The organism is Acinetobacter sp. S4400-12 (assembly GCF_024129495.1).
GTDB classification, from domain to species: Bacteria; Pseudomonadota; Gammaproteobacteria; order Pseudomonadales; family Moraxellaceae; genus Acinetobacter; species Acinetobacter lwoffii_C.
In genome coordinates this window covers 1-11980 of record NZ_JAMXYB010000006.1, presented here as the reverse complement: position 1 = coordinate 11980, position 11980 = coordinate 1, and the positions used below count along the sequence as shown (strand labels likewise).

At 41.9% G+C, this 11980-nt stretch carries 11 protein-coding genes; 5 read left to right on the top strand and 6 right to left on the bottom strand.

All coding sequences use genetic code 11. The features are described 5' to 3' along the window. Positions 1 to 15: 15 nt before the first annotated feature. Positions 16 to 1062 carry a rod shape-determining protein gene (locus NI461_RS04545; protein ID WP_151206476.1) on the bottom strand — a complete coding sequence of 349 codons (1047 nt, stop codon included), beginning with the start codon at positions 1060 to 1062 and terminating at the stop codon, positions 16 to 18. Positions 1063 to 1193: 131 nt separating this feature from the next. Here NI461_RS04545 and gatC point away from each other — a divergent pair, with 131 nt between their 5' ends. Genes gatC through gatB form a run of 3 tightly spaced genes read left to right on the top strand, consistent with a single transcriptional unit; the run spans position 1194 to position 4514 of the window. Continuing rightward, the gene (gene gatC, locus NI461_RS04540) at positions 1194 to 1508 is read left to right on the top strand and encodes an Asp-tRNA(Asn)/Glu-tRNA(Gln) amidotransferase subunit GatC (protein ID WP_151205525.1); all 315 of its coding nucleotides are present in this window, start codon (positions 1194 to 1196) and stop codon (positions 1506 to 1508) included. 52 nt (positions 1509 to 1560) lie between these two features. Next, positions 1561 to 3039: an Asp-tRNA(Asn)/Glu-tRNA(Gln) amidotransferase subunit GatA gene (gene gatA / locus NI461_RS04535; RefSeq protein WP_253151057.1), complete on the top strand. Its 1479-nt coding sequence runs from the start codon at positions 1561 to 1563 to the stop codon at positions 3037 to 3039. Continuing rightward, the gene (gene gatB / locus NI461_RS04530) at positions 3039 to 4514 is read left to right on the top strand and encodes an Asp-tRNA(Asn)/Glu-tRNA(Gln) amidotransferase subunit GatB (RefSeq protein ID WP_253151055.1); all 1476 of its coding nucleotides are present in this window, start codon (positions 3039 to 3041) and stop codon (positions 4512 to 4514) included. Before gatA ends, gatB begins: the two co-directional genes overlap by 1 nt. A 46-nt stretch (positions 4515 to 4560) precedes the next feature. Here the strand turns inward: gatB and NI461_RS04525 are convergent, their stop codons facing one another. The 3 genes from NI461_RS04525 to NI461_RS04515 all read right to left on the bottom strand — a co-directional run bounded on the left by NI461_RS04525 (position 4561) and on the right by NI461_RS04515 (position 7054). After that, on the bottom strand, positions 4561 to 5454 hold the full coding sequence (locus tag NI461_RS04525; RefSeq protein WP_253151053.1) for a DUF4231 domain-containing protein: 894 nt from the start codon (positions 5452 to 5454) through the stop codon (positions 4561 to 4563). Next, the gene (locus NI461_RS04520) at positions 5451 to 5864 is read right to left on the bottom strand and encodes a TIR domain-containing protein (RefSeq protein ID WP_253151051.1); all 414 of its coding nucleotides are present in this window, start codon (positions 5862 to 5864) and stop codon (positions 5451 to 5453) included. The genes NI461_RS04525 and NI461_RS04520 overlap by 4 nt, the downstream gene beginning before the upstream one ends. Positions 5865 to 6529: 665 nt before the next feature. Then, positions 6530 to 7054: a hypothetical protein gene (locus NI461_RS04515; RefSeq protein WP_253151049.1), complete on the bottom strand. Its 525-nt coding sequence runs from the start codon at positions 7052 to 7054 to the stop codon at positions 6530 to 6532. Between the two features lie 225 nt (positions 7055 to 7279). Between NI461_RS04515 and NI461_RS04510 the strand changes: the two genes are divergently transcribed. Continuing rightward, entirely contained in the window at positions 7280 to 7858 is a 579-nt protein-coding gene (locus NI461_RS04510) for a DJ-1/PfpI family protein (RefSeq protein ID WP_253151047.1), read from the top strand. Between the two features lie 102 nt (positions 7859 to 7960). On the opposite strand, the gene NI461_RS04505 is transcribed toward NI461_RS04510, so the two are convergent. Both NI461_RS04505 and sbmA read right to left on the bottom strand, forming a co-directional pair. Beyond that, entirely contained in the window at positions 7961 to 8878 is a 918-nt protein-coding gene (locus NI461_RS04505) for a hypothetical protein (RefSeq protein WP_253151045.1), read from the bottom strand. A 662-nt stretch (positions 8879 to 9540) separates the two neighbouring features. Next, positions 9541 to 10734 (bottom strand): peptide antibiotic transporter SbmA, encoded by a 1194-nt coding sequence (sbmA, locus tag NI461_RS04500; RefSeq protein WP_253151043.1) that lies wholly within the window; start codon positions 10732 to 10734, stop codon positions 9541 to 9543. Positions 10735 to 11298: 564 nt separating this feature from the next. On the opposite strand from sbmA, the gene NI461_RS04495 reads away from it, so the two are divergent. Next, on the top strand, positions 11299 to 11493 hold the full coding sequence (locus tag NI461_RS04495) for a hypothetical protein (protein ID WP_253156668.1): 195 nt from the start codon (positions 11299 to 11301) through the stop codon (positions 11491 to 11493). The last annotated feature ends 487 nt before the right edge of the window (positions 11494 to 11980 follow it).

Here is an 11980-nt window from a genome sequence, read left to right as displayed (position 1 = left end):
CGCCGAATCCTTGTCTTAGCCTACAAATAACATGTCGTGATTTGGATTATCGAAGAACTCGAGTACCTTGCCACCACCACGGGTCACGCATGACAGTGGATCTTCAGCAACCACTACAGGCAGGCCGGTTTCCTTGGCTAACAGCTTGTCAAGGTTACGGAGCAATGCGCCACCGCCTGTTAACACAATACCGCGTTCAGCAATGTCCGAAGACAGTTCTGGCGGAGTTTGTTCAAGCGCAGATTTGACTGCTGAGACAATATTTTGTAGGGGATCAGAAATGGCCTGAGTGACTTCATCCGAATTCACCACAATCGCACGTGGCACACCTTCTGCGAGGTTACGGCCGCGGACTTCAATTTCCAGTGGCTTTTCACCTTCATCTGGCAATGCCATACCCACTTCTTTCTTGATCACTTCAGCTGTGGTTTCACCAATCACGCAGCCATGTGCCTTACGCACATAGTTGATGATCTGCTCATCGAATACATCACCGCCGATACGCAGCGAATCTGCATAGACACAGCCTTGTAGCGAGATGATTGCGATTTCAGTCGTACCACCCCCAACATCAACCACCATGGAGCCACAGGCCTGCTCTACCGGCATGCCTGCACCAATTGCTGCTGCCATCGGTTCTTCAATCAGACGGACTTCACGCGCACCGGCATTATATACAGCTTCGCGGATCGCCCGGCGCTCAACCAGAGTCGATTTACATGGCACACAGACCACGACACGCGGTGCTGGCGGAAATAAACGTTTTTCGTGTACCTTACCAATGAACTGATTTAACATGGTTTCGGTCACTTCAAAATCTGCAATTACACCATCTTTCATCGGACGAATTGCAGAGATATTTGCAGGCGTACGACCGAGCATTTGTTTCGCGTCAAGACCTACAGCAGCAACAATTTTATGTGAACCGCTATGACGGATGGCTACAACCGTCGGTTCATTTAATATAATGCCTCGTCCTGGCGCATAAATAAGTGTATTTGCAGTACCTAAATCAATAGCGAGATCTGGCGAAAACAAGCCTATTAGTCGTTTTAGAATCACGGGGACGTTCTCAGTTAAACTTTATATGGACGCAAGGTGGCCACTTTAACTAAATGTGATGATTTGGACAAGTCAATCGCTTATCATAACGCATGATAATTTGAATTTTTTAATACTGATTAGGTAATATTATGTCTACATCGGATGCACAGTCTTCTGCAGATTTAAATGCAGAAACAGTTTCAGCTATTGCCCACCTCGCAAGGTTATCTCTCAATGATACGCAATCTGCTGAATATGCTCAAAGTTTAAATAAAATTTTAGGCATGATGGAAACCCTGAAAGGCATCGATACAGACGGTGTTGAGCCGCTAAAAAGCCCTTTCGACCACCCGCAGCCATTACGTGAAGATGTCGTGTCGGAAAGCAATCATCGCGAGCAGTACCAGGCCATTGCCCCTGCAGTACAGGACGGCTTATATCTCGTCCCGCGTGTGATTGAGTAATTACTACCCAGTTCATTCTTTTTATTAAATTAAACGTAAAGAATTATTTCTCATGACAGATTTACATCGCTTATCCATTCGTGAACTTAGTGAAGGCCTGGCCAATGCCCAGTTTTCATCCCGCGAATTAACTGCACATTATTTAAAGCGCATTGAAAAGATTGATGCTCAGGTGAAGTCTTATGTGACTGTCACTGCTGAACAAGCCCTGGTGCAAGCCGATGCCGCAGATGCGGCCATTAAAGCCGGAAATGCAACCGCACTGACTGGGATTCCGATTGCACACAAAGATATTTTCTGTACCCAAGGCATTAAAACCACTGCCGGTTCTAAAATGCTGGACAATTTTATCTCTCCTTACGACGCAACCGTTGTAGCGAAAGCTAAAGCTGCGGGCCTGGTGACGCTTGGTAAAGTGAACATGGACGAGTTTGCCATGGGTTCAACTTCCGAGTCATCTTACTTTGGCGCGACCAAAAACCCTTGGGCTTTAGATCATGTTCCAGGTGGTTCTTCAGGTGGTTCTGCTGCGGTTGTAGCGGCTGATCTGGCACCCATCGCAACCGGTACTGATACAGGTGGTTCAATCCGTCAGCCCGCCTCTTTCTGTGGTCTGACCGGTCTGAAACCGACTTATGGCCGGGTATCGCGTTTCGGTATGATCGCGTACGCATCATCACTGGATCAAGGCGGCCCAATAGCACGTTCGGCTGAAGACTGTGCTTATCTGATGAACGTGATGGCCGGTCATGATGCTAAAGACTCTACTTCAATCAATAAAGAAGTAGATGATTATGTGGCAAACCTCAATGGCACATCAGTCAAAGGTTTACGCATTGGTATTCCAAAGCAGTACTTCAATGTTGAAGGTTTGGCTGCCGATGTGAAAGCACGTGTTGAAGAATCCCTGAAAAAACTGGAAGACATGGGCGCCATTCTGGTTAAGATTGATCTCAACATGACTGAAAGCTATGTACCGACCTACTACCTGATCGCACCTGCAGAAGCATCGTCTAACCTGTCCCGCTATGACGGCGTGCGTTATGGCTACCGTGCAGAGAATCCTGTGGACTTGATGGACTTGTACAAACGCTCACGCTCTGAAGGTTTTGGTGCTGAAGTACAACGCCGTATTCTGATCGGGACCTATGCTCTGTCGGCAGGCTATTACGATGCGTACTATGTAAAAGCGCAAAAAGTCCGTCGCCTGATCCAGCAAGACTTCTTAAAAGCCTTTGAAAATGTAGATGTGATTGCTGCACCATCTGCACCAACTACAGCTTATAAGATTGGTGCTAATCTAAGCCCAACGGAAATGTATTTGGGTGATATCTATACCCTCGCAGTGAACCTGGCAGGTCTTCCTGCGATTAACGCGCCTGTTGGTTTTGACCAAGACCACTTGCCAGTTGGCTTACAACTAATTGGTAACTACTGGTCAGAATCTCAATTGTTGTCTGTGGTCCATCAGTACCAGCAAGCCACAGACTGGCATACCAAACGCGCGGCAATTGCTGAGGAGAACGCATAATGGCTCAAGCTCAAAAAAAACCAAAGTCAAATTTAATTGATGGTTGGGAAGTTGTCATTGGGATCGAAATCCATACCCAACTGGCGACCAAATCTAAAATCTTCTCGGGTTCTTCCACTGAATTCGGTCAAGATCCAAATACTCAAGCCAGTTTGGTGGACCTTGCTATGCCGGGCGTACTACCGGTATTGAACAAGGAAGTGGTTGATCTTGCCATTCGCTTTGGTTTGGGAATTGATGCTTATATCGACCAGGCTTCTGTATTTGCACGTAAAAACTACTTTTACCCAGATTCGCCTAAAGGCTACCAGATCAGCCAGATGGACAACCCGATTGTGGGCCTCGGTCATATCGATATCCAGCTGGACGATGGCACAGTTAAACGCATTGGCGTAACACGTGCGCATTTAGAGGAAGATGCAGGTAAATCGATTCATGACCAGTTTGAAGGCATGTCTGGTATCGATTTAAACCGTGCAGGTACACCGCTGCTTGAAATCGTATCTGAACCGGATATGCGTTCGGTCGAAGAAGCAGTGGCTTATATTAAAGCCATTCATACACTGGTACGCTGGTTAGGTATTTCTGACGGTAATATGGCGGAAGGCTCGTTCCGTGCCGACTGTAATGTGTCGTTACGCCGTCCGGGTCAACCGTTCGGTACACGTTGTGAATTGAAAAACCTGAATTCATTCCGTTTCATTGAGCAAGCGATTAATGTTGAAATTGAGCGTCAGATGGAAATTCTGGAATGGGACGGCACCATTGATCAGGAAACGCGTCTGTTTGACCCGGTGAAGATGGAAACCCGTTCTATGCGCTCGAAAGAAGAAGCGAACGATTACCGCTACTTCCCTGACCCAGACTTGTTGCCTGTGATCATTGCAGACGAGCAAATTGAAGCGGCACGTGCTGCGTTGCCAGAGCTTCCTGCGGCACGTCGTGCGCGTTTCGTGGCGGACTTTGGTGTGACTGAGTACGATGCTCATGTGCTTACACTAACGCGTGAAATGTCAGAGTTCTACGAAGACGTGGTTAAAGCTGCTGGTGACGCTGCACAAGGTAAGATTGCGGCAAACTGGGTCATGGGCGAATTCTCAGGGGCACTCAACAAAGCAGGCTTAGATTTAGCCGATTCTCCTGTATCTGCGGAAAAACTTGGCGGTATGATCGCGCGTATTGTAGACAACACCATTAGCGGTAAGATCGCGAAACAAGTGTTCGGTTTTATGTGGGACGAAGGCAAAACTGCGGACGAGATTATTGCTGAGAAAGGCTTGAAACAGGAAACTGATACAGGCGCGATTGAAGCAATTATTAAAGAAGTGCTTGCTGCCAACGAGAAGATGGTTGATGAGTATAAATCTGGTAAAGAGAAAGCGTTCAATGGCCTGGTTGGTCAAGTGATGAAAGCGTCACGTGGTAAGGCTAACCCTGCTCAAGTGAATGAGTTGATGAAGAAATTGATTGGTTGATCTGATCTTTCTTTAATAAAAAACCCGCTTTAGAGCGGGTTTTTTATTAAAACTTTTTCCGAGCAACCCATTGGGTATGTTCTCTAGAAAAGGCTTGCTCAGCAGAATCTACAAAGCGTTCGAATTCATCTGGGTCATAACCTAATAATGAGAATTCTTCAGCTAGTTTCTGAATTTCATGCGCTGTTAAAATATATGAACTAGCTAACTCTCCATGCTTTTTAATTTGAACCCAACCTATTAAAGCAGTAATTAATACTAAAATTGGTTCAACATTACTATACCAATCAGTACTCAATATATATTTAGAAGCAATTAATATCATTGAAATCAAATATAAAACTATTAACCCAACTATAGTAATCATCCAATTTCTATTAGCTTTTTTATTAAAACTTGCTTTCTTTGCATACCACAATTTTTGGTCTTGAATCCTATACTTTAAATAAAATTCTTTTTTCTCCTCCAAATTATACAATCTGATAGCTTTCATGGAATCAGTAATTGCACTGCTGTGAACTAAGTCTGTTTCTGCAATAGGTGCAATCGAAGCAAAATCATTAACTTCTTTTATTTCCTCTAATCTATTTAGAAACTCTTGCGTAGAAATTTTTTCGTCATTTTTTATAGACTTATCATTAAATGGTGAGCTACCCATTACATAACGCCAAGTAATTGTCTTTACAGATTCAGCTAAAGCTCTTGCTCGATACCAAGTTTGTTCAGGTTTTATAAAGTGTCGGTAAAGCTGACTAAATAGTAATGCGCAGACAAGCACAAATGTCCAAATGAAATATATAACCTCAAATTTCATCAAAGCAGTTATTGCTGTAATGAAAAGAAAAAAGTATTCAACTCTAATCAAATTTAGGTATTTATCTTGAGCTTTTTGAGAAACATCACTTGCACATTTGTAAAGTCCTGGGAAATCCAATTTCATACGAATTTCCCTTGAGCAACTAACTTTCTAATCGCTGAAGTAATACTTTTGCTATTCCAACCAACTACTTCATTAGCAGCTAGGGTTACTCTTAAAGGAGTTCTTTCTGCTCCCCAAGGAATAATTGCAACTATTGGCTTCTTCATGCGAAGTGCCTCATCAATTTCGTAACCAATCCAATCACTATGATTAGTATACATGCCTGCTAGAATTACGACACATTGGGCATACGCTATTTGTTTTGTAATCTGCTCCTTTAATTGGGCATTAGTCATACCGATAAATGCCTTATCCTCAGGTACAGAACTGTTAGTCCACTCAAAATCGGGATCATCATTCAGAAATTTGACAGCTCGACAGTACTTTTCACTATATTTCCAAGAATGGCTAATGAATAAACGGTGTGACATTGTTATAAAGTCCTATAATTTTGTTGTATTTATACTAAATTATGATTATTTTTTGTATTTCAATAGTCTGTATTGTAACTTAATATTTCAAAATTATAGCCATCAAAAAAGTATCCTCAATCACCAAACTCGAAGACTCGAAGACTCGGGATGCATTCAACTGTTAAAGTCCTTTTTCATGTGTGGCTAGAACCCTCATCCTCCTTGCGAAGCAGTGCTTCTCATCCCAGTGGGAGAAGGAGCTTTCATTACGAATTGAATACCGCCATATATTTTGTAATGGACGTTCCCTCTCCTGAGCGAGTTTTAAAGCACTGCTTTTAAAACAAAGCGCAAGTGAGGGTTAGGGAGAGAGGTATTTTTAAAAAAGAAACACATTAGCGAGGATTACTATTTATGCTATAAAATCAAAAACACTTAAGAAAAACAAAAATGACAACCGAACTCTTACTTATCATCATTCAAGTAGTAATTGACATATTCGCAGTTGTTATTGTCTTTTTGCTCATTGTTCCTAAAAACTGTAAATGGCTCTCTGAAATAAAACCTGAACCCCGTAGAAAACAACGCGGATAGATTTTCCTATGGAGCTGAAGTGATCTTCTCCCCCATTTACTGGCTGATTAAAATCATCATCGCTATCTTCAAATAAACTCAAAAACCACTTATTCCTCTCGAATCACCCCTAACTTATTCCACACATCCGGTGTCAAAAACGTCACCACTAATTTATTTAAATCAATATATCGCACCACGCCCTTGAGCTGCTCTTTCACTGCTGGAGTTTTTAGAATTTCTTCCCCCGTAATACTGCCCAGCTCCTGAAAACTATTACCAACAGCTGGCAAGCCTTCTGCCTGAATCACTGCTTTGGTCTGTGCCGAACATTGTTCAACTAAAATGCGCTGCAACACCGTCGCCAGATTTCTATCCAGTGTTTCCTTTTGAGTTGCAGTTACATTGCTAAAGGCCTTTAAGTCAGGATGATTACCCAAGGCCACAAAGGTCCATTGCAACACCATCGTCTTATCCGTTGTTGTGGTCGATTTCACCAGACAATCACTCAACTGATCCACCGTTGGCCCGGCCGATGCAAGTTGAGTTGCACCGCATAAAGCAAGCGCCATTACAGCAGCACAGCCCATACGGGAAAATGTGTGGCGAACAGCAATGAATACACTACGAGACATCAGGCAAACTCCTATTAACAATGAATTCTTTGTATCACAGACCGCCTCTGCTCACCTGTTACCTATCTGTAAAAATAAATATTATTCTTTTACTTAGCTCAAAATTCCATGATTTTAAAAACTATTTTTATTCGACCAAAGAAGGTTTCCATTTTCTTATCACTGTCACCTACTTATGCTAAGGTTCGCTAAAACAGTAAAAGTATACTTTTCGAGGGGAAAAACATGTCTAAGCAAATTCTGATGCTGGTTGGCGACTATGCCGAAGATTATGAAACTATGGTGCCATTTCAGTTTCTGAGCGGCCTAGGCTATACCGTGCATGCAGTGTGTCCTTACAAAAAAGCGGGAGATAGCATTGCAACAGCCATTCATGACTTTGAAGGCGAGCAAACTTATAGCGAAAAACGCGGTCATAACTTTGCCATTAACTATGATTTTAATACGGTAAATTCACAGGAGTATGTGGGACTGGTCATTCCTGGTGGACGTGCGCCTGAATACTTGCGTATGAATGATCGTGTGGTCGAGATTGTGCGTCAATTTGATGCAGCACAAAAACCGATTGCTGCGGTGTGTCATGGCGCGCAGCTTTTAGCCGCTGCAGATGTATTAAAAGGCCGTGTCTGTTCTGCTTATCCTGCTTGCGCTGCTGAAGTCAAATTGGCTGGCGGTCAATATGCCGACATTGCTGTTACTGAAGCGGTTACCGACGGTCATCTGGTTACTGCGCCTGCATGGCCTGCTCACCCGGCGTGGATGGCACAATTTATCAAAGCTTTAGGCGCCACCATTCGCCTTTAATGCTTTATGCTAAAGATTCTAAACTTGCTGGACTCTAAGCGGGTTTAGAATCTTTCCTATCATAATTGCAACTGCTTAAACCTCATTGATCAAGAAAAACATCTAATTGATTTGCTTCAGCATATTCTTCGCACCACTATGATTATAGTGAGTCGCTAAGTTTTGCAACACTCGCTTGGCCTGAGCTTTAGAGTTCGGGAAGCGATTCGCATAAGCAGGAATACCATTCAGGCAGCGCGCCACCAGCATTCCCGACTCGGTATATACCCGGGTGCCTTCTGTTCCTTGTAACTTGCCATAATTATAAGCACGCTGCGCATTATTACAGGCATTGTTCAGATTTTTACCGCTATTAATATCACGACGGGCTACCACATAGAGCTTCATCTGCTGCTGTTGTGGCGTTTCCACTTTACGGCGCGTTACAACTGCAGGCTGTTCTGGAGATACTTTACTTGCTTGTTTATCTGTTTCTTTTTTATCAAGATCAGCTTTCTCGACCTCTTTCACAGTAGTTTTAGCTTCTGCTTTATCATTGCCCGGTTTCCTGACTTTAGAGGCGGTCTTATGAGCCTGATAAAAATTATGCGCTTCATTCAACGTGAACATCTGTGTCAATAAACGTACTGCCCGCGTGCCCTTCTTATCCTGCTGGCGCTCGGAAACAGGTTCAATCGATACAATCCAGTTTTTTTGTGCCTGGCTCGACAAATGGCACTGATAGGCACCAATCCCTTGGGTGACATAACGATTTTTATTTAGACTGCTTCTTTGGGCATTCTCTTTGACCAGACTTAGGCGGCTTCGATGTAACAGGGAAAACTTCCCGCCCTGTTCATGACAATACTGGCTGAGGACGGTACGGGGATATAAAGATTGCGGTTCCAGGTGCTGTCGGGCTGCGTCCCATACATAGACATACTCTTTTGCCTGACCATTTTCTAAGTTTAAATTTCTTTTGACAATCACTTCTTGAGGGCTAACAAAAGGGTGCAAAGCCTTGGGTTTTGAGGGCATCATACTATTACAGCCCGCTAAAATTATTGTACTTATTGTTAGAATGATGAATTTTAATTGCACAGCAAACATCTCAACCCGGATTAAGCTATAACATATAGCAAATACAAAAAAACGACAATCACAAGATATTGATAAATATCGGAATTAAAGTAAACATTCGCACAGATCATCACCAAAGGTGTTAAATATGACAACCTTTGTTTTATAAAAATGGATTTTGTTAACATTTTAATGGTTCATCAATTGGACAAATCACTATATTTAAATTTTAACCACAACCTGCTCACCTAAAAGCCGAAGAAACGAGTTGTTCGGTTATCCATTCTAAATATACTCAAGATCTTTTTATTACTTTATTGCCTCCCTAAACATTGATTCACTTCTTCTATATCCTCTAGATGAGATTAGAAAATTGAATCATTTCAAATATGTAAAATATATTTTTATATACACCCAGTATGTAAATTAAAACAGCAGTCATACTGATCTCTCAGACACTAGATAAGAAAAAACGGTTAAATATCCTGACACTGAGAGGTTGCGACCATTGAGCGGCACATAGAGCAGTGAATTTGTTGGCTCATTTTCTCGCTTTCCCTGAAAAACAAAAAAAGGCCAAACTTTGAAGGTTTGGCCTTAAAATTAAATATTTTAAATCTCATTTATTTAATATGGGATTCAAACGCTTTCAAACGTTTATAGATCGACAAGAGTTCAATAATCGTCGGCCAAGACATAATCAGGTATTGAAAAGACTCGCGAACTTTGCCAAAAACGTTCATGATTTGCATCATTAAGCCCAGCGTAATCGTGCCCGCAGCAATACTTGGGAACAGAATAAATAGTCCGTAAATATTATCGAGCTGCAAATACCAGATCCGCACCATATTGAAATAGGCATAATGGAAATATAAACGGAAATAGTTCCAGCGTACCCGGCTAAAAAGTTCCTGCAAGGTCAAAGGATGGGCACGATCTTCATAATCTTCGCCGTAAACCAGCTCTTTTCGATAGGCAGCTTCTACTTTCTGGTTATTAAATTCCAGTCCTGGCAGCTTCATGCCAACGATTATCAAGATCACCGTTCCCAGTGCCGCCCAACCAATTGATGCCCACACCAAACTATGTTGAATCTCCCCGACAAAAGGCAAAACTTTTACATGCGAGGACAGTTGGTACAAAACAGGCAAAAAAGCCATTAATAACATAAGGGATTCAATCAGGGAAACACTAAGCTGCTCGGTGGTCTTGGCAAAACGCATGGTATCTTCCTGAATACGCTGTGATGCCCCTTCAATATGACGCAGTTTTTCCCAGTGTGCAGTGTAATAATCATTCATTGCAGTACGCCAGCGGAATACATAATGGCTGACAAAAAACAGGTTAAAGACTGCCAGCGTGACATAAATCATGGCAATATAAATAAAGGTCAATGCCTCCTGGTAAAGAAACTTTACATCCCCTCCACCTTGACTGAGCATATTCTGAATCTGGTTATAAAACGGATTGTACCATTCGTTCAGCACCACATTGACCTGTACGCCAAACCAGATATTAAACAGGATAAAAGCTGATCCCCAGACGGACCAGCGCTGCCATGGGTGATGGGCTTTAAACCGCCAAAACAAAGCAAACAAAGTGGTAGCGACAAAGAACCATAGATAAAACCAGATAAATTTCGGGGTCCAGAAGCGGTTAATTCCAATAGGAAGAGTTGCATCCTGATACCCTTGTGCCAAGCCGAGATAAACACCCCAGCCTGAACCACCGCTATGCCAAAGGCCGAGATTGATTAGAAACCACAAGACCAGACTGCTGAAAAACCAGACCGGTTGCGGAAAAAATGACTTGAACATAGAGGTATAACTCTCCTTTTATCTCTGGTTCAGAAATGAAGCACAGTGTATTCTTATTTTTAGCCTGAGAACCTGCGACAGCATTATTTTTCAATTTAATGCAAAAAACAACAGATGAATATAAAACATTGATGCCTTAAATATAATTTATTCTTTTAGATTAAATTTATTCTAAATACAGGGGGGTGTTGGCACTTGGTCGAGCTGGGCGACAAAATATATGCTGAGCTAGACGAGACAGAAAACCCAGTCACTCTCCATGAATAAGCCATCATACTATAGCCGCCTCCCCTCTTCTTCACTTCAGTCATTCAATTTTATCTTTAGTTTTGGGGCATCTTTGGCTCTCATAATTTTAAGGGTTAAAATAAAGAATTTTTATCGAATGGAAAATTACCAAGATACTATTTTTATCTTTTCTATGTAGCATATGTTTTTTTAATCTACTGAAATTAATCATGAAATAATTGATAAAGTTCTCATTTTTTATAGAAACAGTTGAATTTTCACAAAACATGTTATGATTAGGCCTATAAAAATTCATTGACCGCGGGGAGATAAAAAATGGAAAAATCAGTCATCGAACTGCTGAAGCCTGTAAAACTGGAAAAAGAAAACTGTCCTCCTTTGGTATTTGAAACAGGTACAGTTCTGAAAGTCCTGATGCAGACTCCTACCAGCCTGCTGGTGAGTAAGGACGATGATTTTAATTTTACTGTTGCTTTAAAAGATGAAAACAAGATTTGGCGTGTACTTTAAATAAAAATAATCGGCTCGACAGAGACTTTATTCTGGTCTGAAAGAATTTAATACCTCCTCCAGATTCTGCTAAAGCCAAGGTTTCAAAAACTCTGATCATTGGCTTATAGAGCAAAGCTGCTGTGTACAAAATGATAGCTCTACCAAATGGCCGGCAGTATTTCTCACTTTCAGCGTGAATAGCTGGCATGTTCCATTTCGTCAACTGCCTAATATTTTATTTTGCTGTATGGTCTGAAATGATATTGGTCTGCTGTAGATGACTAAACTGTCTTCAGGTCCTTTTAAAGATCAACACTTGGCAGGTCTTAAAATCAGAACTTTACTGTTTGCATTTATTTTGACTCCTGACCCATATCAGGTTCATTAATTAAGTCTCAACTTCATAACTCTGATTGGCTTTGTTGCACAAAGATTTAAAAGACAACACTCTGCTCATTTGAACAGAATTCAAGTGACAACTTGGGTATGAGGACGACCTAATTCT

Bases quoted from the DNA above. Each gene is read 5' to 3' on its own strand.
- NI461_RS04525 (WP_253151053.1), bottom strand. From the start codon at position 5,454: ATGAAATTGGATTTCCCAGGACTTTACAAATGTGCAAGTGATGTTTCT.
- NI461_RS04510 (WP_253151047.1), top strand. From the start codon at position 7,280: ATGTCTAAGCAAATTCTGATGCTGGTTGGCGACTATGCCGAAGATTAT.
- gatC (WP_151205525.1), top strand. From the start codon at position 1,194: ATGTCTACATCGGATGCACAGTCTTCTGCAGATTTAAATGCAGAAACA.
- NI461_RS04505 (WP_253151045.1), bottom strand. From the start codon at position 8,878: ATGATGCCCTCAAAACCCAAGGCTTTGCACCCTTTTGTTAGCCCTCAA.
- NI461_RS04520 (WP_253151051.1), bottom strand. From the start codon at position 5,864: ATGTCACACCGTTTATTCATTAGCCATTCTTGGAAATATAGTGAAAAG.
- NI461_RS04495 (WP_253156668.1), top strand. From the start codon at position 11,299: ATGGAAAAATCAGTCATCGAACTGCTGAAGCCTGTAAAACTGGAAAAA.
- sbmA (WP_253151043.1), bottom strand. From the start codon at position 10,734: ATGTTCAAGTCATTTTTTCCGCAACCGGTCTGGTTTTTCAGCAGTCTG.
- gatB (WP_253151055.1), top strand. From the start codon at position 3,039: ATGGCTCAAGCTCAAAAAAAACCAAAGTCAAATTTAATTGATGGTTGG.
- gatA (WP_253151057.1), top strand. From the start codon at position 1,561: ATGACAGATTTACATCGCTTATCCATTCGTGAACTTAGTGAAGGCCTG.
- NI461_RS04515 (WP_253151049.1), bottom strand. From the start codon at position 7,054: ATGTCTCGTAGTGTATTCATTGCTGTTCGCCACACATTTTCCCGTATG.